This is a genomic window from Aquabacterium sp., from assembly GCF_036279675.1.
Taxonomy (GTDB): domain Bacteria; phylum Pseudomonadota; class Gammaproteobacteria; order Burkholderiales; family Burkholderiaceae_C; genus Aquabacterium.
Genome location: NZ_DASUIS010000025.1, coordinates 1 through 22,383 on the forward strand (window position 1 = coordinate 1; position 22,383 = coordinate 22,383).

22 protein-coding genes and 1 pseudogene are annotated in these 22,383 nt (G+C 63.4%); 12 read left to right on the forward strand and 11 right to left on the reverse strand.

The genetic code is table 11. From position 1 onward, the window contains the following. The 3 genes from VFW93_RS02580 to ttcA form a co-directional block, all read right to left on the reverse strand. Window positions 1–398, reverse strand: a 398-nt coding sequence (locus tag VFW93_RS02580; protein WP_329692427.1) for an NTP transferase domain-containing protein, incomplete at its 3' end; no start/stop codon positions are given. A gap of 19 nt (window positions 399–417) precedes the next feature. After that, window positions 418–1,047, reverse strand: coding sequence for a DUF4136 domain-containing protein (locus VFW93_RS02585; protein WP_329692428.1), 630 nt, complete (start codon window positions 1,045–1,047; stop codon window positions 418–420). 14 nt (window positions 1,048–1,061) lie between these two features. Further along, window positions 1,062–2,063 carry a tRNA 2-thiocytidine(32) synthetase TtcA gene (gene ttcA, locus VFW93_RS02590; RefSeq protein ID WP_329692446.1) on the reverse strand — a complete coding sequence of 334 codons (1,002 nt, stop codon included), beginning with the start codon at window positions 2,061–2,063 and terminating at the stop codon, window positions 1,062–1,064. Window positions 2,064–2,466: 403 nt separating this feature from the next. Between ttcA and VFW93_RS02595 the strand changes: the two genes are divergently transcribed. Continuing rightward, window positions 2,467–3,717, forward strand: a complete 1,251-nt coding sequence (locus VFW93_RS02595; protein WP_329692429.1) for a lipase family protein — start codon at window positions 2,467–2,469, stop codon at window positions 3,715–3,717. Between the two features lie 4 nt (window positions 3,718–3,721). Here VFW93_RS02595 and VFW93_RS02600 read toward each other — a convergent pair whose 3' ends face one another. From VFW93_RS02600 to VFW93_RS02610, 3 genes are read right to left on the reverse strand one after another with little or no spacing between them, the layout of a single operon-like run. Continuing rightward, a complete protein-coding gene (locus VFW93_RS02600; RefSeq protein ID WP_329692430.1) occupies window positions 3,722–4,759 on the reverse strand; it encodes an AraC family transcriptional regulator in 1,038 nt (345 codons plus the stop codon). Window positions 4,760–4,772: 13 nt separating this feature from the next. Next, window positions 4,773–5,144 carry a dihydroneopterin aldolase gene (locus VFW93_RS02605; protein WP_290642725.1) on the reverse strand — a complete coding sequence of 124 codons (372 nt, stop codon included), beginning with the start codon at window positions 5,142–5,144 and terminating at the stop codon, window positions 4,773–4,775. Continuing rightward, window positions 5,135–5,941, reverse strand: coding sequence for an SDR family oxidoreductase (locus tag VFW93_RS02610; protein ID WP_329692431.1), 807 nt, complete (start codon window positions 5,939–5,941; stop codon window positions 5,135–5,137). Before VFW93_RS02610 ends, VFW93_RS02605 begins: the two co-directional genes overlap by 10 nt. Window positions 5,942–5,961: 20 nt before the next feature. On the opposite strand from VFW93_RS02610, the gene VFW93_RS02615 reads away from it, so the two are divergent. The 6 genes from VFW93_RS02615 (at window position 5,962) to VFW93_RS02640 (ending at window position 12,423) form a co-directional block, all read left to right on the forward strand. After that, window positions 5,962–7,146 carry a class I SAM-dependent methyltransferase gene (locus VFW93_RS02615; protein WP_414639564.1) on the forward strand — a complete coding sequence of 395 codons (1,185 nt, stop codon included), beginning with the start codon at window positions 5,962–5,964 and terminating at the stop codon, window positions 7,144–7,146. Between the two features lie 131 nt (window positions 7,147–7,277). Then, window positions 7,278–8,075: a PEP-CTERM sorting domain-containing protein gene (locus tag VFW93_RS02620; RefSeq protein WP_329692432.1), complete on the forward strand. Its 798-nt coding sequence runs from the start codon at window positions 7,278–7,280 to the stop codon at window positions 8,073–8,075. A 334-nt stretch (window positions 8,076–8,409) separates the two neighbouring features. After that, window positions 8,410–9,159, forward strand: coding sequence for a PEP-CTERM sorting domain-containing protein (locus VFW93_RS02625; protein WP_329692433.1), 750 nt, complete (start codon window positions 8,410–8,412; stop codon window positions 9,157–9,159). Window positions 9,160–9,244: 85 nt separating this feature from the next. Further along, window positions 9,245–10,180, forward strand: coding sequence for a UDP-3-O-acyl-N-acetylglucosamine deacetylase (gene lpxC, locus VFW93_RS02630; protein ID WP_329692434.1), 936 nt, complete (start codon window positions 9,245–9,247; stop codon window positions 10,178–10,180). A gap of 6 nt (window positions 10,181–10,186) precedes the next feature. Further along, window positions 10,187–10,375 carry a hypothetical protein gene (locus VFW93_RS02635; protein ID WP_329692435.1) on the forward strand — a complete coding sequence of 63 codons (189 nt, stop codon included), beginning with the start codon at window positions 10,187–10,189 and terminating at the stop codon, window positions 10,373–10,375. A gap of 89 nt (window positions 10,376–10,464) precedes the next feature. Beyond that, on the forward strand, window positions 10,465–12,423 hold the full coding sequence (locus VFW93_RS02640) for a propionate--CoA ligase (RefSeq protein ID WP_329692436.1): 1,959 nt from the start codon (window positions 10,465–10,467) through the stop codon (window positions 12,421–12,423). 15 nt (window positions 12,424–12,438) lie between these two features. Here VFW93_RS02640 and VFW93_RS02645 read toward each other — a convergent pair whose 3' ends face one another. Further along, window positions 12,439–13,689: a polyhydroxyalkanoate depolymerase gene (locus tag VFW93_RS02645; RefSeq protein WP_329692437.1), complete on the reverse strand. Its 1,251-nt coding sequence runs from the start codon at window positions 13,687–13,689 to the stop codon at window positions 12,439–12,441. A 162-nt stretch (window positions 13,690–13,851) separates the two neighbouring features. On the opposite strand from VFW93_RS02645, the gene VFW93_RS02650 reads away from it, so the two are divergent. Further along, the gene (locus VFW93_RS02650) at window positions 13,852–14,628 is read left to right on the forward strand and encodes a glutathione S-transferase family protein (protein ID WP_329692438.1); all 777 of its coding nucleotides are present in this window, start codon (window positions 13,852–13,854) and stop codon (window positions 14,626–14,628) included. A 24-nt stretch (window positions 14,629–14,652) separates the two neighbouring features. Here the strand turns inward: VFW93_RS02650 and VFW93_RS02655 are convergent, their stop codons facing one another. Further along, window positions 14,653–15,087: a cupin domain-containing protein gene (locus VFW93_RS02655; RefSeq protein WP_329692439.1), complete on the reverse strand. Its 435-nt coding sequence runs from the start codon at window positions 15,085–15,087 to the stop codon at window positions 14,653–14,655. A gap of 97 nt (window positions 15,088–15,184) precedes the next feature. On the opposite strand from VFW93_RS02655, the gene VFW93_RS02660 reads away from it, so the two are divergent. Together VFW93_RS02660 and VFW93_RS02665 are read left to right on the forward strand one after the other, a co-directional pair. After that, window positions 15,185–15,904, forward strand: a complete 720-nt coding sequence (locus VFW93_RS02660; RefSeq protein WP_329692440.1) for a UPF0149 family protein — start codon at window positions 15,185–15,187, stop codon at window positions 15,902–15,904. A gap of 51 nt (window positions 15,905–15,955) precedes the next feature. Next, window positions 15,956–16,792, forward strand: a complete 837-nt coding sequence (locus VFW93_RS02665) for a metallophosphoesterase (protein WP_329692441.1) — start codon at window positions 15,956–15,958, stop codon at window positions 16,790–16,792. Window positions 16,793–16,802: 10 nt separating this feature from the next. Here VFW93_RS02665 and VFW93_RS02670 read toward each other — a convergent pair whose 3' ends face one another. After that, the gene (locus tag VFW93_RS02670) at window positions 16,803–17,039 is read right to left on the reverse strand and encodes a CsbD family protein (protein ID WP_329692442.1); all 237 of its coding nucleotides are present in this window, start codon (window positions 17,037–17,039) and stop codon (window positions 16,803–16,805) included. 190 nt (window positions 17,040–17,229) lie between these two features. On the opposite strand from VFW93_RS02670, the gene VFW93_RS02675 reads away from it, so the two are divergent. Continuing rightward, window positions 17,230–17,652: a universal stress protein gene (locus VFW93_RS02675; RefSeq protein ID WP_329692443.1), complete on the forward strand. Its 423-nt coding sequence runs from the start codon at window positions 17,230–17,232 to the stop codon at window positions 17,650–17,652. Window positions 17,653–17,757: 105 nt separating this feature from the next. Here the strand turns inward: VFW93_RS02675 and VFW93_RS02680 are convergent, their stop codons facing one another. Further along, window positions 17,758–18,189: a hypothetical protein gene (locus VFW93_RS02680; protein ID WP_329692444.1), complete on the reverse strand. Its 432-nt coding sequence runs from the start codon at window positions 18,187–18,189 to the stop codon at window positions 17,758–17,760. Window positions 18,190–18,250: 61 nt separating this feature from the next. Then, window positions 18,251–20,176 carry a methyl-accepting chemotaxis protein gene (locus tag VFW93_RS02685; RefSeq protein ID WP_329692445.1) on the reverse strand — a complete coding sequence of 642 codons (1,926 nt, stop codon included), beginning with the start codon at window positions 20,174–20,176 and terminating at the stop codon, window positions 18,251–18,253. A 323-nt stretch (window positions 20,177–20,499) separates the two neighbouring features. Between VFW93_RS02685 and VFW93_RS02690 the strand changes: the two are divergent. Then, window positions 20,500–22,383, forward strand: a pseudogene (locus tag VFW93_RS02690) (excinuclease ABC subunit A); the annotation flags it as partial.

The window sequence follows — 22,383 nt, forward strand, 5'->3', positions numbered from 1 at the left end:
TTGATGGTGAGCAGCGCCAGTTGCTTGCCGCCACAGGCATCGATCAGGGCTTGCGCCGTGCTGGCCTGGATCAGGGGCGTGTCGCCATTGAGGATCAGGGTAATGCCATCGTCGGGCAATACCGGCACGGCTTGCTGCACCGCGTGGCCGGTGCCCAACTGCGGCTCCTGGCGCACGAACTGCAGAGGTGCCTGCGCAAACGCGGCCTTCATGCTGGATTCAACCATCTCGGCGCCATGGCCCGTGATCACGACCTGCTGCGCGGCAGCCAGGGTGGAGGTGGTGGCAATGACGTGAGACAGCATCGGACGCCCGGCCAGCTTGTGCAGCACCTTGGGCCGCGCCGATTTCATGCGGGTACCCTTGCCCGCAGCCATGATGACAATGGAAAGCGACATGTAAAACCTGTTTGTTGGATCAGTGATTGTCGTCGGGAATCGTGACAGTCACCGCACGTGGACTGACCGCCTGGTGTGGGAAATCCTTGAGCGCAGCCTCGAAAAGCCATGGGTACAGCCGATCGTCGGCCACGCCCTGGCGGTCATAGCGGGCATGAGTTTCGTACAGGGTCTGCTTGCTGCGACGATCACTGATCAGCAGGTCCACCGTCATCACCACCCAGGGCGGCTCCATGGTCAGGCTCATGGACAGGCCACCTCGGCCACCGCCCCACCAGCCGCCCAGGCCCGGACGCCAGGGACCTGGCCCCCAGAAAGGATCACGGTAGTAGGCGCGCTGCTGATCGATCTGAACACGCACGCCAACCTGCACGCTCACATCAGCCTTCTCTGGATCCGCCACCGGCTCGAAACCGGCGGCAGCCAGCGCAGGCTGTGCTGCGGCTTCCAGCTTGTCTTGCACTTCCGCCTTGGTCTGCTGGGAAGGCAAACGCTCGAACACGTAGTGGCCGCCAGGCTTGCGCCCTTCGGGCCACGTGCCGCTGCTGGACACCTGGCTGGTGATGACCCGAGGCCCGGCGCAAGCCGTGAGCAAGACCACCGCCGCACAGAGCAGGGGCTTCCAGATGTGTGTGGTGAGCCCCGACATGTGCCTCATCCTGTTCAACCAGCCTTGCGGATGCTGATGGTCGACAGCGAGACCTTGGTCTCGGCCGACAGGCCATCGCTCGGGTCACCGCAACCTTCGTCTTCGTCAAAGGCGATGTCGCCGCCCTTCATGGGCGTACCGGTGGCCTTGATGGTCTCGAAGGGGTAGAGCTTGCGGTCCATCATGTGCGAGGGCACGATGTTGGACAGGGCCGTGAACATGTTGTCCACACGGCCGGGGAATTTGTTATCCCACTCGTTGATCATCTCGCGCATCTGCTGGCGCTGCAGGCCTTCCTGGCTGCCGCACAGGTTGCACGGGATGATGGGGAACTGGCGGTGCTCCGCGTAGGTGGCCAGGTCCTTCTCACGGCAATAGGCCATGGGGCGGATCACCACGTGCTCGCCGTTGTCGGTCACCAGCTTGGGCGGCATGCCCTTGAGCGTGGAGCCAAAGAACATGTTCATGAACATGGTCTGCAGGATGTCGTCGCGGTGGTGGCCCAGGGCGATCTTGGTGGCGCCCACTTCGGTGGCCACGCGGTAGAGGATGCCGCGGCGCAGGCGCGAGCACAGGCTGCAGGTGGTCTTGCCTTCAGGGATGACCTTCTTGACCACGCTGTAGGTGTCCTGCTCTTCGATGCGGAAGGGCACACCGACCTTGGTCAGGTACTCGGGCAGCACGTGCTCGGGGAAGCCGGGCTGCTTCTGGTCGAGGTTGACGGCGATGATCTCGAACCGGATGGGGGCCCGCTTCTGCAAGTTCATCAGGATATCGAGCATGCTGTAGCTGTCCTTGCCGCCGGACATGCACACCATCACCTTGTCGCCGTCTTCGATCATGTTGAAGTCGGTGATGGCCTCGCCCACTTCGCGGTGCAGGCGCTTGCTGAGCTTGTTCATCTCGAAGGCGTGCTTCTTGGCGCGCGCCTCTTCGGCCGCGTCGGCGATGGCCGAGGGCGAGCCGGATTCGACCACCAGGGCAGCCTGGGCGAACAACAGGGCGTCGTCAACCATGCGTACTTCCTTTTCGGGGGTCACAGCACTCAGATGGGACTCGTGGATGGCCTGGTCATCGACCATGGCGGCGTGGGCAGCTTGCGTCATAACCTTCCATTTTCGCCGATCTGCCCGATTTGCGACAGCTTTTCCGGGGGAATACCCCCTCAGACGAGGTAATCCGTCACCTCACCCCTGCCGCGCCCTGGTTGACGACCTTCAGGCGAGGGGTTGCGGGTCTTTCCGGATAAGCGCACGCGACGGCTTGGCGGGGCTAACCCGCAAGCTGCGCACTCGAACATCAGATCCGCACGTTTGCCCAATACGCCCGGCCCACCGGCCCGGAGGATGAAACCGTGACCCGCTGAGGTCCTCACAACCTGCCGCCAAGGCAGCCCATTCCTTACCTCCGGAAAGAAAAATGCAGAGACAAACTCGACAGATCCTGAGCGCCTTGCTCACGCCGCTGGTGATGCTGACGTCCCCATGGGCTTCGGCACAAACATCCCCCGCGATCTACCCGCCTCCTGCCACCCCCGCGCCCCTGCCCCAGGCCGACGCCTTCTACAGCCCGCCGCCCGCCAGCGAGTTGTCAGCCGTGGCACCTGGCACCTTGCTGCGCATCCGCGAGATCACGGCCAAGGCCTATTACCTTTTCCCGGTCAAGGGCCAGGCCTGGCAGGTGATGTACCGCTCCACCAACCGCAGCGGCGAGGCGATTGCCATGATGGGCACGGTGCTGGTGCCGGAAAACGCCCCCATCACCGGCCGCAAGCTGATGGCCTACAACGTGGCCTACGACGCGCTGACACTGCGCTGCGCACCGTCCTACTCCTTCGTCAAGGGCACGGCGCTGGAGCAGGCGCTCATTCAGGGCGCGCTGAAAAACGGGCTGGTGGTGATGGCGCCTGACTATGAAGGGCTGAAGTCATTCTGGACCGATGGCCTGATCTCCGGCCAGGGCGTGCTGGATGGCATCCGGGCCGCCGAGAACTTCCAGCAAGCCGGCCTGGACGGCGTCAACACGCCGGTCGTCATCACGGGCTATTCGGGCGGCGCACTGGCCTCGACCTGGGCCAACGAGCTCTACAGAAGCTATGCACCTGAGCTCAACATCAAGGGCGTGGCCGCTGGTGGCGTGCCGGTGGATCTGGGCAATGTGGCCCGCAAGGTGGATGGCACCTTGTTCGCAGGCGTGTACTTCGGTGCGGTGGCGGCGCTGGCCAACTCGTATCCTGAAGTGAACCCCGCTGCACTGGTGAACGCCAAAGGCGCCGAGATGCTGGTCAAGGCGCAGGACATGTGCCTGGGACAGTTTCTGACGGGCGCACCCGACCCGCTGACCGCCTTCGCCTTCCAGAAGATGAAAAACCTGACGGTGGTACCCGATCTGCTGGCTGTACCTCGCGTGAAGGAGGTCATCGCCAAAAACCGGCTGGGCCAACGTGTACCAGGCGCGCCCGCCTATATCTACCAGGGCACGATCGATGAGCTGATGCCGATCGCCGATGTGGACGCGCTGGTGAAGTCGTATTGCAGCAAGGGCGTGAAGGTGACCTACCGCCGCAGCCTCAACGACCACCTCCTGCTGGCTGTGACAGGTTGGGGCAAGGCGTTGAACTTCCTGATGGACCGTCTGAACGATGTGCCCGTGACCAGCACCTGTCAGTAAGCGCTCAGCCCTGCGTGCTCATGCGGCGTCGGAACTCGCCCGGCGCCTGCCCTGTCCAGCGCTTGTAGGCATGCTGGAAGGCACTTTGATCCGAGAACCCCAGCCGGGCGGCCACGGTCGCCAATGACAGGCTGGGGTTGCTCAGGTGATGCTCCGCCAGGCGATGCCGCACACGGTCGAGCAACTCGCGAAAGCTCAAGCCGTGTTGGGCCAATCGGTCCTGCAGGGTGCGTGGCGCCATGTTGACCGTCTCGGCCGTTTGCTGCAGCGTGGAGCGCCCTTGCTCCAGGCCTTGCGCCAGCACCCATTCCAGATGCGCCAGAAAACCCAACTCCTCACCCAACAGGCGCGTGAGCTCGGAATCAGCCTGCTGGCGCAGCGAGGCATGCACCTCGCGGTTACGCTGAACCACAGGCAGGCTCAGGTAAGCCACCGGGATCACCATCTGGTTGAGGGCCTGCCCGAACAGCACCTGCCCACCAAACGTCTGCTGCAGGCAGCTCACTACCTCATCAGCAGGGCGCGCGAAGGTGAATCGCACATCGGCCACAAGGTCATCCCGCTCCGTCAGCCAGCGCGCATGGTTCGCCCAAAGGGACATCGACAGCATGATGGCGTCGACCGGCGGTGAGTCGATCAGCGGGCGCCAGGTCAGGCTGCAGAAGTCGCCGTCGATGTGGAAATCTGCGGCATTGACGCTGTCGAGCAACTGCTCGTAGCGCTGGAGAATCAGCGCCGCAGCCCCCACCGAATCGCACGACATCAACAGGAAGCCCAGCAGCCCGAGGTGCCTGGCCTTGATCGTCGAGGCCAGGCGCACGGCAAAGGCAGGATCGCCCAGCGCCACGCTGGCCTTGCGCAGCAGGTGGAACCATTCGCTCATGGACAGGCGCACAGGCCCCTCGGCCCGCCTCAGCCCCTCCACCCACTCGGTGCCGAACACGGGCACCGGGTCGCACCCGCGTGCCTCGAGGTACTCCAGCACCGCCAGTGCGTAGCTGAGGCTGGCACTGCCCTCGCGTGTGGAAACCACGGCACCCATGCGATGGCTCAGCTCACCACTGCCCGGTTTCCATGCGGATGGCGACTTCGCAGTCCTCGAAGATCTCCAGCTTGGCGATCTTCACGCGCACACCCAGCACGCCCGGCAGCTCCATCAGGCGCTTGCACAGCTTGCCGATCAGCGTCTCCAGCAGGTTGACGTGCACGGCGGTGCAGTCCTCGATGATGATGGCGCGCACCTTGCGGTAGTCCAGCACATTGAGGATCTCGTCATCGTGCGGCAGCAAGGGCTGGCTGCCCATGTTCAGCTCGGCATCGACCTGGATGGGCTGCGGGGTGCCGATTTCCTGCTCCAGCACACCCAGGTTGGCGTCAAAACGCAGGCCGGTGAGCTTGAGGATCTGGTTGCCTTTGGTCAGGGACATGGGGCGTCTCGCATCATTGAAAAGTCGCGCTCGAAGCGCTGAAGGTGCTGGCCACCATCGACCAGCAGCGTGGTGCCCGTCATGGACTGATTGGCCAGGGCAAAGGCCACGGTGGCGGCCACGTCATGCGGCGTGGATGACCGCCCCAGGGGGGACAGCTTGTGAACCTGCTCGAACTGCTCCCCCTTGAGCCATTCACTGGTGAGCGTGAGGCCGGGCGCCACCCCCACCACGCGCACGCGCGGCGCCAAGGCCAGCGCCAGCAAGGTGGTGGCTGACTCCAGCGCAGCCTTGGACAAGGTGTAGCTCAGGAAGTCCGGATTGGGGTTCCACAGTTTCTGATCCAGCATGTTGACCACCGCACCGTGCGCGCCACGCACTTCCGCATGGGCAGCCAGCATCTGCGCCAGCACGATGGCCGGCGCCGTGTTGGCACGCATGTGGCGCTCCAGCATGGCGTAGCTGAAAGATGCTGTGTTGTCGTACTCGAACACCGAGGCGCTGTTGACCACCGCATCCAGCTGACCCAGGATGGCCGCCGCCTGCGGCACCAGTTCGCGCACCGCGGCTTCGTCAGACAAGTCGGCGCTCAGCACACAGGCCTGGCGGCCCAGGGCACGGATGTCATCGGCGGTGGCATCGGCCTCGTCGCGCGACTGGCGGCAATGCACGGCCACGTCCCAGCCCTGACGCGCCAGGGTCAAGGCGATCTCGCGGCCCAGGCGTTTGGCTGCGCCGGTCACCAGCGCCACCCGGCGAACGGGGCTTTCAGGCAAAGAGGCAGAAGAGTCAGGCATGGGCTTTCTACAATCGGGGCATGCGCAGCCCAACGAATCCGGACCACAGTGTAGTGGCCGCCCCCGTCACCAGTCACCCGCTGGCCGATCTGATCGCCCATGAAATCCGCGAACGCGGGGGCTGGATGCGCTTCGAGCGCTTCATGGAACTGGCGCTTTACGCGCCTGGCCTGGGCTACTACAGCGGCGGTCGCCGCGTGCTGGGCCATCGCCCGCAAGATGGCTCCGACTTCGTCACGGCACCTGAGCTGACGCCCTTGTTTGGCGAGACATTGGCCCGCCAGCTCATCCAGGCCCTGGAAGCCACCGGCACGGACGAGATCTGGGAGTTTGGCGCGGGCACCGGTGCGCTGGCCGTGCAACTGCTGGGCGAACTGGGTGACCGCATCAAGCGCTACACCATCGTCGACCTGTCAGGCAGCCTGCGCGACCGCCAGCATCACAACATCGTCAAGGCCCACCCGCAGATGGCGCACAAGGTGATCTGGGCCGACAGCCTGCCTGACGAGATCAACGGTGTCATCGTAGGCAACGAGGTGCTGGACGCCATCCCCGTGCACCTGCTGGCCTGGAGCGGCAAAGCCTGGATGGAACGCGGCGTGGCCTTGTCACCCGACCCGGAAACCGCCCGCCGCTTCATCTGGGTTGACCGCCCCGCCCCCGAAGGCGTGCGCCCCCCGACCGAACATGAAGACGACCTGTATCTGCCCGGCACGGTCACCGAAACGCATGGCCAGGCCGAGGCCTTTGTGGCCACGCTGGCCCAGCGCATGAACAAGGGCGCCGCCTTCTTCCTGGACTACGGCTTCCCCGAATCCGAGTACTACCTGCCGCAACGCACGGGTGGCACGCTGATGTGTCACCACGCCCACACCGCGGACCCGGATCCGCTGCAGATGGTGGGCGACAAGGACATCACCACCCACGTGAACTTCACCGGCATTGCGCTCGCGGGCCAGGAAGCAGGCTGGGAGGTGCTGGGCTACACCTCGCAAGGGCGCTTTCTGACCAACTGTGGCCTGGCCGAAGCCCTGGCCGGCACAGGGCAGGCCAGCACGGCCAGCGAACTGAAATCACGCGCTGCCATGCAGATGCTGGTGGCTGAACACGAGATGGGCGAGCTGTTCAAGGTGATCGGCTTCGTGAAGGGCCCCTGGTTTGATGCCATCGGTTTTTCGCATGGCGACAGAACCCATACCCTCTGAAATGCCTGGCGCCATGGTCCCCCCGAATTCGGGATTTGAAGCCGGTGGCACCTCGGTTCCAATGTGACGAAATCCTCGCGCAAGCGCACCGCGTCTCGCGCAGCGCCTGATCCACTTACCTTTCGGAACCCATGAAAATCAAGCTCCTTGCCACGGCCGTCGCCGGCATCTGCCTGTCCATCAGCGCCCACGCCACCTCCTCCCTGGAGGTCAAGACCATCAACTTCAAAGTCACGGCGACCGGCGGCCCAGCCCCCTTGGGCTACCCCCTCTTTTACTGGACAAGCTCGAACGGCACCATCGGCGCCATCGCGCAGGACCAGACCGGCTGGACGTCCCCAGGCTCGCCCTCTTACGGCGCCCTGCTCACCGATATCGCCACCATCCCCTCTGACAACCAGGCAACCGTGACCACGGCTGCGGGCGCCAGCGCCACCGGCACGTTCTCGTCCGCGATGAGCGCGCTGCAAGTCTCCACGTCCGACAAAGGTGGCTTCGCGCAGGCTGATCGCAACTGGACCGGCACCTTCGCTGTGGCCGCGCACACCACGGTCAAGTTCGAGTGGGACGCCTATGCCTACGGCATCAACAATGGCAACGCCAGCGGCCCCTTTGCCTATGCCAACGAAAACGAAATGGCGGTGAACAGCTGGGTGAAGGTGGGCAACCAGCAACGCACTTTCCAGTACCTTGCCTCCGGTCCTGCGCAGTCGGCCGACGGGTTCGAACTGGGTAACGGCACCACCGAACACTTCTCGATCACGTTCAAGAACACCGGCAACACCTGGGCTTATGGCAGCTTCCAGTCCGGCATCCAGGCCTACACACGCGACGTGGTGGCCCCAGCCGTGCCAGAACCCGAAAGCTACGCCCTGCTGCTGGCCGGCCTGGGAACCGTCGGCATGATGCTGCGCCGTCGCCGCATGTAAGAAAGATCAACACACACGCCCGGCGAGGTCTCGACGGACCTGCCAGAAGCCCGCCAAGTGCGGGCTTTTTTTCGTCGGTACCGACAAAAAGCCAGGAGCACTTGCAAGGAAAGCCAGGAAACCGTGAATTACCCTCACCCTGGTTATCGGACAAACCCGCAAACAATGTCCCATATTGTGAAGTTCGCGTGAAATATGCACCTAAATCCACCAAGTCAGGGGGAACATTTTTCCCCAGGAAAGCGCGAACATTCGTCCATGTTCTGAGGGCTTAGATTCTTCGCAGTTTTCAAAGAGCCCCAGCCTCAGTCCAACCCTTACCGAAATGAACACCATGTCCGTCAAACACATTGCTGCCGCACTTGCCTCGCTGGCGCTGGCCACTTCGGCTCAAGCTGCCTCCACGGTGACTTCCAGCTTGACCGACTTCAACATCACCGTTGACCAGGGTGGTTTCGGCTGGACCCGTGAAGTCGGCCAGTACTACAACATGTACGCCGTGTCGAGCGACAAGCCTTTCTACGAGGTCTCGCCCATCGACCAGGCCGGTGGCTACGGCAAGATGTTCGACACCGCTTCGGCCAGCACCACGCTGACCAACGCCATCGCTTCCGCTGCCGTGTCGGCCAACAGCCTGTCGGCCATCGTGACCACCCCCGCAGCCGGCGGTAGCGCCTACGCCACGGCTCAGTGGAACGGTTTCTTCGACCTGGGTGAAAACAGCAAGGTCACCTTCAGCTGGAAGGAAAGCCAGAGCGGCACCAACAGCGGCGCCCTGGGCAGCTTCGGCTACTCCATCGTCGGCTTTGGCGACAGCTACCAGGCTGTGAGCCACTATTACTCTGACCCCAATGCCAACTGGAGCACGGTGGACCAAGGCGTCACCTACTCCTTCTGGACGGTTGGCGACACCCACTACGCGTCGCTGAGCAGCACCGATGCCATCAGCAGCCTGAACTTCCACGCTCGCGTTGAAGTGGCCACCAACGACATCTCCGCCGTGCCTGAACCCGAATCCCTGGCACTGGCCTTCAGCGGTCTGGCTGTGGCCGGCTTCCTGGCTCGCCGTCGCCGCCAGATCTGATGCCCCGAGCCCCGAGAGGGGCGCCTGGCTCACAGCAAAGCCCGCATCAGCGGGCTTTTCTCTTTCTGACGCGATAATGTCGCCCATGCTGCAACAACGCACCCTGAAATCTCTGACCCGAGCCGTTGGCGTGGGCCTGCACAGCGGGCAGCGTGTCGAACTGACCCTGCGGCCTGCACCGCCCAATACCGGTATCGTGTTCCGCCGCGTGGACCTGGCCCAGCCAGTGGACATCCCCGTGAACACCCAGTCAGTGTGCGATTGCCGCATGGCCACCACCATCTCGCCAGGTGGTGATCCGGGCGCAGCCAAGGTCAACACGATCGAGCACCTGATGTCGGCGTGCGCTGGCCTCGGCCTGGACAACCTCTATGTAGACATCACGGCCGAGGAAGTCCCCATCCTGGATGGGTCCTCCGCGGCCTTCGTCTACCTGCTGCAAAGCGCAGGCATCGAGTTGCAGAAGGCCCCAAAGAAATTCCTGCGCGTGCTCAAGACCGTCGAGGTGCGTGAAGGTGAGGGCCGAACGCTGAAGTGGGCTCGACTGGACCCGTACAACAGCTACAAACTGGCCTTCGAGATCGATTTCGACCACCCTGCCGTCGACCAGACCGGCCAGCGCGTGGAGTTCGACTTCGCCACCGGTCAGTACAAGCGCGACATTGCCCGCGCCCGCACCTTCGGCTTCACCAAGGATGTCGAGATGATGCGCGCCCGTGGCCTGGGCCTGGGCGCCAGCATGGACAACGCCATCGTGGTCGACGACTACCGCGTGCTCAACAGCGATGGCCTGCGCTACGACGACGAGTTCGTCAAACACAAGATCCTGGACGCCATTGGCGACCTGTACGTGGTGGGCCACCCGCTGCTGGCCGCCTACACGGCGTACAAATCCGGTCACGCCCTGAACAACAAACTGCTGCATGCCTTGCTGGCGCAGCAGGACGCCTGGGAAATCGTCACCTTCGAAGACGAGGCCAAGGCGCCGCGCGGCATGGCCGAACTGGCCCCCGCCTGGTAAACGGCCATGGGCGCCATCTTCCGCTTGCTGGCCCTGCTGCTCATCGGCAGCTTTGCCATCTGCATGGTGCTGCACACCCTGACCGGCGAGGCCATCTGGCGCCAGCGTGCCATGCAAGCGCTGAAGTGGGGCGTCGTCCTCGGCTTGAGCTTCTTCGGGCTCTTCATCCTGCGCAGAGCCGCCGTGTTCATTTAGGCATTTTTTCAGGCCTGAAACCCGCTTTTCAGGACGTTTCAGAGCCCTGACCCCATTTTCATGGGGATACCCCTCACTTGAGGGGTAATTTGGACAATCTAGTATGTCGACATAACAGACGGCGTGCGACAAGGCATGCCCAGGGAATCGACATGAGCTACGCAGCTGTATACAAGCGGTCGGTTACCGACCGTGATGCGTTCTGGGCCGAACAGGCCGAGCGCATCGAGTGGCACAAACCCTTCGAGCAGGTTTGCGATGACAGCAAGCCTCCTTTCGTGACGTGGTTTGGTGGTGGTCAGACCAACCTCTGCCACAACGCGGTCGACCGACATGTCCCCCATCGCCCTGATCAGCCCGCGCTGATCTACGTCTCCACCGAGACGGGCAAAGAGCAGACCATCAGCTACGGTCAGCTGTTTGTTGAAGTGCAACGCATGGCCGCCATCCTCAGCGGCATGGGCGTGGGCAAGGGCGATCGCGTCCTCATCTACATGCCCATGATCCCGCAAGCGGTGATCGCCATGCTGGCCACCGTGCGACTGGGAGCCATCCACTCCGTGGTGTTCGGCGGTTTTGCAGCGCACTCGCTGGCCACGCGCATCGATGATGCGAAACCCACCGTGATCGTCACGGCCGATGCGGGCTCGCGCGGCGGCAAGGTCATCGCCTACAAGCCGCTGCTGGATGAAGCCTTGAGCCTGTGTCAGCAACCCGTCAAGCACGTGCTGCTGGTCAACCGCGGCCTGGCAGAAGCCACGATGGTGAGCCCCCGTGATGTGGACTACCACACCGCCCGCAAGGAGGTGCTGGACGCCAAGGTGCCCTGCGAATGGGTCGATTCGGCTCATCCCAGCTACACGCTCTACACCAGCGGCACCACCGGCAAGCCCAAGGGCGTGCAGCGCGATACCGGCGGCTATGCCGTGGCCCTGGCCACCTCCATGGCGCAGATCTACTGCGGCAAACCCGGCGAGACCTTCTTCTGCACCAGCGACATCGGCTGGGTGGTGGGCCACAGCTACATCGTCTATGGCCCCTTGCTGGTCGGCATGACCACGATCATCTACGAGGGCCTGCCGATCCGGCCCGACGCGGCCATCTGGTGGTCGCTGGTCGAGAAGTACAAGGTCAGTGTGATGTTCTCGGCGCCCACGGCCATCCGCGTGCTCAAGAAGCAGGATCCGGACTGCCTCAAGCGCCATGACCTGTCGAGCCTCAAGCACCTGTTCCTCGCCGGCGAGCCGCTGGACGAACCCACCGCCCAATGGATCGGCGACGCCATTGGCAAACCCATCATCGACAACTACTGGCAGACCGAAACCGGCTGGCCCATTCTGAGCCTGGCGCGCGGCATCGACCCGGATGCGAAGACCCGACTGGGCTCGCCTGGCGTCCCCATGCCGGGCTACAAGGTCAAGCTGCTGGACGACGTCACAGGGGAAGAGCTGACACAGCCCAATCAGAAGGGCGTGCTGACCATTGAAGGCCCTCTGCCCCCCGGTTGCATGCAGACGGTTTGGGGAGACGACGAGCGCTTCGTCAAGACTTACTGGAGCACGTTCCGCCACCAGCAGGTGTACAACACCTTCGACTGGGGCATCCGCGATGAGGACGGCTATTACTTCATCCTCGGCCGCACCGACGACGTGATCAACGTGGCAGGGCATCGCCTGGGCACACGCGAAATCGAAGAAGCCGTGAGCAGCCACCCAGGCGTGGCCGAAGTGGCCGTGGTGGGCGTGGCCGATGAACTCAAAGGTCAGGTGGCGCGCGCCTTCGTGGTCGCCCGGGACGCCAGCCGCGTGGCCGATGAAGCGGGTTGCAAGACACTCGAAGCCGAGATCATGCATACGGTAGACCAGCAACTTGGCGCCGTGGCGCGCCCGGCCCGCGTGCACTTCGTGAACGTACTGCCCAAGACACGCTCAGGCAAGCTGCTGCGCCGGGCGATCCAGGCCGTGTGCGAGGGCCGCGATACCGGGGACCTCACCACCATCGAGGACCCGACCGCGCTGCAGCAACTGCAGGATGCAGTCAAGCGCTGAGGCGCCTGGCGGACTTCACGCCGCCGTCTGGTGGATCACATCCCGCACGCGCGGGTAGATCTCGTTCTGCCAGCGACGGCCGCTGAACACACCGTAATGGCCCACGCCCGTCTGCACGTGATGGGTACGCCAGTAGGGGCGCACCGAGGTACACAGATCCTGAGCGGCCACCGTCTGGCCAACCGAGCAGATGTCATCACGCTCGCCCTCGACCGTGAACAGCGCGGTACGGCGGATGGCTTTCGGGTCCACCATCGTGTCGCGGAAGCTCAGTTCACCGCGTGGCAGGTCATAGGTCTGGAAGACCTTGCCCACTGTCTCCAGGTAGAACTCGGCAGGCAGGTCGGCCACGGCGAAATACTCTTCGTAGAAGGCCTTGGTGTGGGCGGCCTTCTCGTGCTCGCCAGCGGCGATGTGGTGGTACATGTCCTCGAAGGCCTTCTTGTGGCGCTCCTGGTTCATGGCCATGAAGGCCGTGAGCTGCACGAAGCCCGGATAGACCTTGCGGCCCGCGCCGCGCTGCGTCCAGGGCACCTTGTGGATCATGTTCTCTTCGAACCAGCTCATGGGCTTGCTGGTGGCCAGCTCGTTCACGCCCGTGGGGTTGACGCGGCAGTCGATGGGGCCGGCCATCAAGGTGAGGCTGCGGGGCTGCGCAGGGTGCGCATCCTGCGCCATCAACGACGTAGCGGCCAGCGCGGCCACACAAGGCTGGCAAATGGCCATCAAGTGCGAACCCGGCCCCATGCGATCCAGGAATCGGATCAGGTGATCGGTGTAGTCGTCCAGACCGAATGGACCGTGGCGCAGCGGCACGTCGCGGGCATTGTGCCAATCGGTGATGTAGACGTCGTGATCCTGCAGCAGCGTGCGCACGGTGTCGCGCAGCAAGGTAGCGAAGTGCCCTGACATGGGCGCCACCAGCAGCACGCGAGGCTGCTCCGGCCCACCCTCCTTGCGGAAGCGCAGCAAGGTGCCAAACGGTGTGCTCATCACCTTTTCTTCGGTGATGGCGTATTCGCGGCCCAGGCTGATCACGCTGGGGATGTCAAACGCGGGCCGCGTGTGGGTGAGCTTGAGGCGGGTGAACACCTCGTTGGCCGCCGCGAGGCTGCGTGCAAACACACCGCCAGCCAGCAACTCCTCCATGGAGGACTGGGCCGGCCCGGCCGGCAGGATGTGGTGCAAGGCATCGGCGATCCCTTGTGACATGACGCGCCACGGCTCCAGCATCGTGTGCTGAGCCTGATAGGTCGAGTAAAGCATGCGGTTCTCTTCGCAGTGACGCCCATCGAAGGCAACGCTGAATGTTCTGCAAGTTGCGAGCCACCTTTGTTGAACGCCAAACGTGCCGGGCCCGGCGCCCATACATGGCACAACGCTTGCAGGCTGAACCCGTACGGCTTCACACCAGTAGAAGGAGACCCCATGGCCACCCTTGCCAAAGCACCTGCCAAAAAGGCAGCGGCAAAAAAGACCGCGAGCACCGCAGCGGCCAAACCCGGCAAGGCCCCTGTGGCCAAGGCGCCTGCCGCCAAAGCCCTGACCGACACGACCACCACACTGACCATCACCAGCAAGAACTACTCGTCGTGGTCCCTGCGCGGCTGGTTGCTGACGCGTTTTGCCGGCCTGCCTTTGGAAGAACACGTGCTGCCGCCGGATGACCCGTCCACGCGCGCCGAAATCCTGCTGCTGTCCTCATCCATCCTCGTGCCCTGCCTGGAGCACAACGGCATCCGCGTGTGGGACACCCTGGCCATTGCCGAATACCTCAACGAGGTCTGCCCGCAAGCCCACCTGCTGCCGGCCGACGCCAAGGCCCGCGCCCACTGCCGCGCCATCAGCGGCGAGATGCATTCAGGCTTCTCTGCGCTGCGCTCGTCCCTGCCGATGAACCTGCGCAACCACTTCCCGAAGTTCAAGATCTGGTCGCGCGCCCAGGCCGACATCGACCGCATCACCGCCATCTGGCGTGACTGCATCGAGACCTACGGCGGCCCCTTCCTGTTTGGCGCGCAACGCACCATCGCTGACGCGATGTATGCCCCCGTGTGCACCCGCTTCCTGACCTATGACGTCAAGGTCGACCCCATCAGCCAGGCGTATTGCGAACTGATGCTGAGCCAGCCCGAGATGAAGGAATGGCTCAAGGGTGCCAAGTCCGAGCCCCTCGATATCGACGAGCTCGACGTGGAGTTCTGAACCCGCGGCCTGCCACAACCCGCCTCAAGCCTCCGGGCCATCCCAGGGCGTGGACTCGGGGATCGGGCACACGGCTGGCACGTCCACTGTCCGGAAATCAGCCGGGCTGACGATTTCCAGGTACTCCATGTCCGGCGAGTAATCGAACAGGTAGTGCCGCACGCCCGGGCGCTGATGAACACAATCGCCCGCCTTCACCAGGGTCTCCTGATCCTCGTACATGAAGCGGGCCCAGCCCTTGGTCATGATGACGATCTGGAAATCAGCCTCATGTCGGTGCCAGCCAGTGCCCTTTTCTGGCGCACTGTTCGCCTTGACGAGGTGCGCGATCACCTTGCCATTGGTCGCGTCCTTGATGCCGAGGTCCTTGTAAAGAAAGAAATCGCGCAAGCCTTCGCCGCGCCACTCGGTGTCTTCGGTCCTGACATGGGAGAACTTGGTGGAAGTCGTATCCAGCATGGTGCAGCTCCTTCACGCGCAATTGATGACCAGGGCGGCCACGCATAAAGTATTCCCGGCACAATGCAGGCTTTGACGCACCGAAATAGCCCCCGCCATGAAAAACACGCCCGCGCTGACCGACGCCGACATCAACGAGATCGACCTGCTGCTGGCCGCCGTGCCCGCACCGTTTGAAACCGTTGATGCCGTGATCCTCGACGGCTACCTGGCCGGCGTGCTCGTGCAGCCAGTGCTGCTGGAGCCCGAACAATGGCTGCCCCCCATCTTCGGCACAGAAGGCATGCCCGAAGGCGGCATCGAAGGCTGGACGCAGGCGCAACATGACAAGCTGATCGGCCTGATCACGCGCCGCAAGGACGAAATCCTGCGCGGCATCCTGGAAGACGGCTGGTTCGACCCCATCATCCCGCTGATCGAAGACGATGACGGCAAGGTGCTGGAAGGCAAGGACGCCATGGAAGGCATCGGCTACTGGGCCGCCGGCTTCGAATGGGCGCTGGCCAACTTCCCGCAACTGGAAGACGCCGCCCTGCCCGGCGTGCCGGATCTGCTGGACTCCATCTGGCGCCATCTGCCCGAGCAGGACGAAACCCAGCAGGCCATGACCAAGGCCCTGGACGACGAACACCCGCTGCGCAACATGGACGAGGCCATCGAGGCCCTGGTGTTCGACGTGGTGGACCTGGCTCAGATCGGCATCGCCGAGCGCGTCAAGGTCGAGACCGTGGTGCGCGACGGCCCCAAGATCGGCCGCAACGACCCCTGCCATTGCGGCAGCGGCAAGAAGTACAAGAACTGTCACGGCGCCAATTGATCGGGGATCTGGCGGCTCACTGCCGCCCTGTACTGGCTCGGCACGCCTGACATGCGCATCCAACTGGTCTCGGACCTGCACCTCGAACGCTACCCGGACTTCACACCCAGTGCAGCCCCGGGGGTGGACGTGCTCGTGCTGGCGGGCGACATCGGCTCCTACCAGCCTGGCTCGCTGCTCAAGGACGATGACTTCGGTCTGGCTCGCTTCTCGCCACGCCAGCCCGATGCGCCATGGCCCCGCGTGCTGTACATCCCGGGCAACCACGAGTTCGACTCACTGGAGTTCGAGCCCACCCGTGCCCGGCTGAAAGCGACTTGCGAACGGCTCGGCATCGAGTGGCTGGACCAGGAAATCCTCACCATCGGACAGGTGCGCTTTGTAGGCACCACGCTGTGGAGCGACTTCGAAGCCTTCGCCAAAACCGAGCGCACGGAGACCAAACGCCTGCAGGCCCTTGAAAAGGCCTATCGCGCCGCCAACTTCTACCTGCGCAAGAACACCACGCTCCGAAGCGGCATCCCCATGCTCGCCGAAGACATGCGATCACTGTCACTGGACTGCCAGAGCTGGTTGAGCGAGGCCTTGTCGCGCCCTTTCGAAGGCACGACAGTGGCCGTCACCCACTTCGCCCCTACCCTGCGCAGTGGCGATCCGCGCTATGGCGCCACGCCAGGCACAGCGGGCTTTTGCAATTCGCTCGATCACCTGCTGTCCCTGGCCCAGGTCTGGATGCATGGCCACCTGCATTGCGCCAATGACTTCGTGGTCTCGGGCACCAGCGAGGGCCAGCCGTACGCGTGTCGCGTGGTGGCCAACCCTCGTGGCTATTTCAGCAAGGGCGAGCAGCAGACCTATCAGCCACACTTCGTGATCGACCTGCCTTGAGGCTCCCGCCTCACAGCTTGTGCTTGGCCTTGATGGTGAACCACGAATCATCAGCCTTGCTCTCCCAGGCCGCAATTTGCGACTCGGCTGCATCCTTGCCCACGCCGTAACGCTCCTGGATCTTGCCCAGCAACTGGTCACGCTTGCCGGCCACGACGTCAAAATCGTCGTCGGTCAGCTTGCCCCATTGCTCCTTGGCCTTGCCAGTCACTTGCTTCCAGTTGCCTTGAATGCGGTCCCAGTTCATGTTCGTTTCCTTGGTGTTGGAGGTGTACTCGGAAACTGCAATGTAGGGAGCCATCGCCAGATGGTCGGTGCGCTACCCCACCAACCGGTCACCTCTTGCGGAACTCTGCAACGTCATCAGGCATCGAACGCCCGGATTGGCACTAGACTTCCACCCTGAACGACGTCTCGCTGAAGAGAAGAGGACCCTCATGAAGATCTTGCTCCCCGTTGATGGCAGTGCTTACACCAAGCGCATGCTGGCCTGGCTGACCACCCATGAAGAATGGCTCAGCGGCGCACATGAGTTCACGGTGCTCACCGTGGTGCCCATGATCCCGCCTCATGCAGCCTCCATGTTCCCGGCTGACCAGCTCAAGACCTATTACGACGACACGGCGGAAGGCATCTTCAAGCCCATCCGCAAGTTCACGGCCAAGCACGATCTGGCCACGAACTATGTGGCCAAGACGGGCCACGCGCCCGAGGTGATCTCCAAACTGGCCGACAAGGGCAAGTTCGACCTGATCATCATGGGCTCGCACGGCCACAGCAACCTGATGAACCTGGTGACCGGCTCGGTGGCCACGCAGGTACTGGCACGCTGCAAGACGCCCGTGCTGCTGGTGCGCTGATTCACCAAGGCGCCGCGCCGCAGACGTGACAAGGCCCGCTTGAAGCGGGCCTTTTGCCTGGGGCCACCCGGTTGAGGCCGGGGCGCTGTCAGCGCAGCAAGACCATCACGGCGCGCTGGCCGCCGATGCAGGCTGGGATGCCACCGGTGCCGTGTGCACCACCACGCCAGGCGAGATGGAAATGTCATCCACCGCCGTCACCCTGGTGATGTAGTAGCGCGTCTCGCCAAAACAGCTGGAGGGCAGGCCCACCTTCTCTTCATAGTGCAGGGACACGCGCTTGCCGATGAACTTGTTCAGATCCTCGGCTACTTTGTCGTCCCAGATGGTGAAGGGAAATTTTTCCAGCGGCGCGCCGGGTTGCGACACCAGCGCCAGCTCGCCTTCCCAGGTCTTGCAGACCCAGCCCTTGCGGGAGAGCTTCTGCACCCAGCCAGCCCGTTCACCGTCGGAATAGCTCCACTTGATCGCGCCCACGAAGTACAGCACGGGTAGCAGCAGAATCAGCAGGGCAATGAAGATGCGTTTGATGGTCATGTCGAAAAAAGCGCCTGAATGAAGAATTCAAGGCGCTATGTTGACATGAAACAGGCGCCGCTCAAGCCAGCCGGAATTGACCCACCGCATGCAGCAGTTGCTGCGCCTGATCCCGCAGATTGCTGGCAGCCGCACTGGATTCTTCTACCAGCGCGGCATTCTGCTGCGTGGACTGATCAAGCTGGCTCACCGCCGCATTGACCTCGGTGATGCCCTGGTGCTGCTGCTCGCTGCCCGCGGCAATTTCCGACATCAGCCTGCTGACCTGCTGGACCTGATCCACCAGACGTTCGATCGCCTCACCGGTTTGTGACGCCAGTGCGTAGCCTTCGTCCACGCTGTCGGAACTGGCCGAGATGAGGGACTTGATTTCGCGTGCGGCCTGTGCAGAGCGTTGCGCCAGATTGCGCACTTCCGACGCCACCACGGCAAAACCACGCCCTTGCTCGCCCGCCCTGGCGGCTTCGACCGCTGCATTCAAGGCGAGGATATTGGTCTGGAAAGCAATGCCGTCGATCACCGCGTTGATTTCCGCAATACGACGACTCGACTGTTGAATGGCCGACATCTTGTTGACCACCTGGCCGAATATCTCGCCGCTGCGGGTGGCCTCTTCGGCGGCGGCCAGTGCGAGCTGGTTGGCGTTCTGGGCAGTCCGCGCATTGGCGCTCACCGTGCTGGACATGTGCTCCATGGAGGAAGCGGTTTGCTGCAGCGAAGAAGCCTGGTTTTCCGTGCGCGCACTCAGGTCCAGGTTGCCCTGCGCAATCTGAGTAGACGCCGTGGCCACTGATTCGCTGGCCCCCTTGATGTCGGTCACCACGTGCTTGAACTGATGCACCGCCTGCCCCATGGCTCGAACCAGCTCACCGATCTCGTCGCGCTGCTCGGTATGCATGGTGCACGTCAGGTCTCCATTGGCAATCGCCTTGGCCACATCGACAGCGCCCTGGACGGTTCTGGTGGTCATCCGCGTGATCACGATGGCCAGTGCGGCCCCCAGTATCAGCATGAAGAGCATCACCACCAGCGTCACGATCACATTCAGCGTTTCCTGGCGCTCGCGTGCGTGCAGGCGCTCCACCAGGCTGGAGACGATGCGCTCGCTCACTGCGAACTGAGCTTCGATCACCTCGGTCATGTCCTTGTAATAGGCCTTGGCCTCCATCCCCGCAAGATCGTCGGCATGCACGATCTTGTCAACCAGGACCTGGCCGCGTTGCAACTCGCTTCTGGCCTTGGTGACCAGGGCCACCAGCTCATCCTGACCAGGCTCCTTGAGCAAGCCCGACTTGTCCAGCCCACGTTCGACGTCCACGGCAAACGTCTTCATCTCTTCCAGCAGGGAGGACAGCGTCAAAGCCTCCCGTGCATCCTTGCGCACAAGAATGCCCGTGCCTTTGCCTCTGGATCGGCCCAGACGCTCACTCAGGCGCGGCAGATCGCGAAAGGCCGTCATGATCAGGTAATAGCACTGCGCATCGGCATCCAGTGCCAGGCCGGAGACAGCCAGCGCATCTTCCAGCAACAGCAGTTGCTGCTGCACCAGTTGCGTATGCCGTTGCATGCTCTCGGCGGGAGGCATGCCCCCTGCACCAACATCCTTTGACAGCACCTGCCAGCTCTGGTGCAACTGGCTCAGCTTGGCTTTGACGTCTGATTTGGCCGTCAAACCATCCAGCGCATGATCGACGCTCTCGAACGCCTGCTCCACCGACTGCTGGCGCTCCGCACGTTGCGCCTGCATGCCGGGATCCCCACTGAGGACAGCCGAGGACAGGCCCCGATGTGCCTGGGTATGGCGAACGAGATTCAGCAAGGCTTGAGACGGTGCCAGGCCTCGAACCTCCTCCTTCAGGAACTGCAAGTTGCCCACGGAACCATGAACAACAAGCGCCGATGGCGCGCCCGCCATCAGAAGGGCCACCACACTCAACAAGATGAACTTGTAGCGAATGGGCAAATTGGCAATCCAGGTGCTGAACACTTCCGTTTCCTTGCAAATACAAAGGCGGCGAACCGATCGCTGTGTCAGCCGGTGCGCCGCATACACGTCCTCCAAGGCCCCCTGGACGCCGGGTGAGGCATGAGCGTCACCCATGCCAAAGGCCCTCGTGAGGCCCAGCCACCCACGGGTTAACGTCGCCCGCAAACCAGACTTGAGGCAAAAACCAGAACTTTTTTGTCAACCAACCCGATGGCGTGAAAGAAGTAGCCCTGTGGACCGCAACGCCATCAATCCGTCTCTAGAATGTTTGCGCTCCTGCTGTCGGTATCCTCCTGCAGCGGCTTGTCAGCGCAAGGTGTCTCATGTCCGATATCCGCATACGCGGTGCCCGCCAGCACAATCTCAAGAACCTCGATCTGGACATCCGTACGGGTGAGCTGACGGTCGTGACCGGCCCCAGTGGTTCGGGCAAGTCGTCGCTGGTGTTCGACACCCTGTACGCCGAAGGTCAGCGCCGCTATGTCGAGACCTTCAGTGCCTACGCGCGCCAGTTCCTGGATCGCATGGACCGCCCCGCAGTTGACCGCGTGGAGGGTGTCCCCCCGGCCATCGCCATCGACCAGACCAACCCGGTGCGCACCTCGCGCTCGACGGTCGGCACGATGACCGAACTCAATGACCATCTCAAACTCCTGTTTGCGCGGGCTGCACAACTGTTTGATCAGGATACGGGTTTGCTGGTGCGAGAGGACACACCACAATCCGTGTTCGAGGCATTGCTCACGCAATGCGCTGCTACGCCAGGTGGTCGTCGCGTGGTGATCACATTCGGTGCCGAACTGCCTGCCAACACCACGCCCGAGCAGATGCAGGAATGGCTGTCGGTCAGCGGCTTCTCGCGCATCCAGGCGCAGCGGGTGGTCAAGACCAGTCAATTGCCGTCTGCCGCATTGACCGCCACCCAGGCCACAGCCTCTGCCGAGGACGCCGATGGCGCCAAACCGGCCAGGAAGAAGGCCGCCGCCAAGAAAGCGACCAAGGCAGCAGGCAAGAAAGCCAAGGACGAAGCCAGCACCGACATCGCAGCCGACGAGCGCCTGGTACTCGACGTGGTCGCCGACCGCTTCCGCATCGGTGCCGATCCCACCGGCGCCGATCTGGACCGCCCCCGCGTGATGGAAGCCCTGGAGGTGGCGTTCAAGCGCGGCAGCGGCCACATCACGGTCTATGCCCTGCCAGATGGCGAAGGCGAACCAGAGCTGTGGCGCTTCTCCGCCGGCCTGCATTGCCCGGACAGCCACCGCCGCTACAGTGCGCCCACACCGGGCATGTTCTCGTTCAACTCCGCGGCGGGTGCCTGCCCGGCCTGCCGGGGCTTTGGCCGCGTGATTGGCGTGGACTGGGGCCTGGTCATCCCCGATGGCAAGAAGACGCTGCGTGGCGGCGCCATCAAGCCGCTGCAGACGCCCGCCTGGGCAGACTGCCAGGCCGACCTGATCAAGTACGCCGGTGATGCCGGCATCCCACGCGACACCACCTGGGCCCAGATGACGCCTGAGCACAAGGCCTGGGTGCTCGATGGCGACCCCACCTGGAAGGGCAACTGGAACAAGCAGTGGTACGGCATCAAGCGCTTCTTCGAGTACCTGGAGAGCAAGGCCTACAAGATGCACATCCGCGTGCTCTTGTCCAAGTACCGCAGCTACACCACCTGCCCCACCTGCGATGGCGCGCGTCTGCAGCCTGAATCGCTGTTGTGGCGCCTGGGCTCGCGCGAAGATGCCGATGCCGTGCTGGCCCCGAGCAAGCGCTTCAAGCCGCATGGCACGGGCATGTCCCGCGCGGTGTTCGACGCCCTGCCTGGCCTGAGCCTGCATGACGTCATGCTCATGCCCATCTCGCAACTGCAGCGCTTCTTCTCCTTCGTGACGCTGGCCAACCGTGGCGACAACGATGCGCTGGCCCTGCTGCTCGATGAGATCCGAACGCGCCTGAAGTACCTCGTGGATGTGGGCCTGGGCTACCTGACGCTGGATCGGCAAAGCCGTACCTTGTCGGGCGGCGAAGTGCAGCGTATCAACCTGACCACGGCCCTGGGCACCTCGCTGGTCAACACCCTGTTCGTGCTGGACGAGCCCAGCATCGGCCTGCACCCGCGCGACATGGACCGCATCAACGTGGCCATGCAGCGCCTGGTGGACGCCGGCAACACGCTGGTCGTGGTCGAGCACGACCCGGCCGTGATG

Coding starts and splice junctions, on each gene's coding strand:
- VFW93_RS02585 (WP_329692428.1), bottom strand. CDS start 1,047: ATGTCGGGGCTCACCACACACATCTGGAAGCCCCTGCTCTGTGCGGCG.
- ttcA (WP_329692446.1), bottom strand. CDS start 2,063: ATGGTTGACGACGCCCTGTTGTTCGCCCAGGCTGCCCTGGTGGTCGAA.
- VFW93_RS02595 (WP_329692429.1), top strand. CDS start 2,467: ATGCAGAGACAAACTCGACAGATCCTGAGCGCCTTGCTCACGCCGCTG.
- VFW93_RS02600 (WP_329692430.1), bottom strand. CDS start 4,759: ATGGGTGCCGTGGTTTCCACACGCGAGGGCAGTGCCAGCCTCAGCTAC.
- VFW93_RS02605 (WP_290642725.1), bottom strand. CDS start 5,144: ATGTCCCTGACCAAAGGCAACCAGATCCTCAAGCTCACCGGCCTGCGT.
- VFW93_RS02610 (WP_329692431.1), bottom strand. CDS start 5,941: ATGCCTGACTCTTCTGCCTCTTTGCCTGAAAGCCCCGTTCGCCGGGTG.
- VFW93_RS02615 (WP_414639564.1), top strand. CDS start 5,962: ATGCGCAGCCCAACGAATCCGGACCACAGTGTAGTGGCCGCCCCCGTC.
- VFW93_RS02620 (WP_329692432.1), top strand. CDS start 7,278: ATGAAAATCAAGCTCCTTGCCACGGCCGTCGCCGGCATCTGCCTGTCC.
- VFW93_RS02625 (WP_329692433.1), top strand. CDS start 8,410: ATGTCCGTCAAACACATTGCTGCCGCACTTGCCTCGCTGGCGCTGGCC.
- lpxC (WP_329692434.1), top strand. CDS start 9,245: ATGCTGCAACAACGCACCCTGAAATCTCTGACCCGAGCCGTTGGCGTG.
- VFW93_RS02635 (WP_329692435.1), top strand. CDS start 10,187: ATGGGCGCCATCTTCCGCTTGCTGGCCCTGCTGCTCATCGGCAGCTTT.
- VFW93_RS02645 (WP_329692437.1), bottom strand. CDS start 13,689: ATGCTTTACTCGACCTATCAGGCTCAGCACACGATGCTGGAGCCGTGG.
- VFW93_RS02650 (WP_329692438.1), top strand. CDS start 13,852: ATGGCCACCCTTGCCAAAGCACCTGCCAAAAAGGCAGCGGCAAAAAAG.
- VFW93_RS02655 (WP_329692439.1), bottom strand. CDS start 15,087: ATGCTGGATACGACTTCCACCAAGTTCTCCCATGTCAGGACCGAAGAC.
- VFW93_RS02660 (WP_329692440.1), top strand. CDS start 15,185: ATGAAAAACACGCCCGCGCTGACCGACGCCGACATCAACGAGATCGAC.
- VFW93_RS02665 (WP_329692441.1), top strand. CDS start 15,956: ATGCGCATCCAACTGGTCTCGGACCTGCACCTCGAACGCTACCCGGAC.
- VFW93_RS02670 (WP_329692442.1), bottom strand. CDS start 17,039: ATGAACTGGGACCGCATTCAAGGCAACTGGAAGCAAGTGACTGGCAAG.
- VFW93_RS02675 (WP_329692443.1), top strand. CDS start 17,230: ATGAAGATCTTGCTCCCCGTTGATGGCAGTGCTTACACCAAGCGCATG.
- VFW93_RS02680 (WP_329692444.1), bottom strand. CDS start 18,189: ATGACCATCAAACGCATCTTCATTGCCCTGCTGATTCTGCTGCTACCC.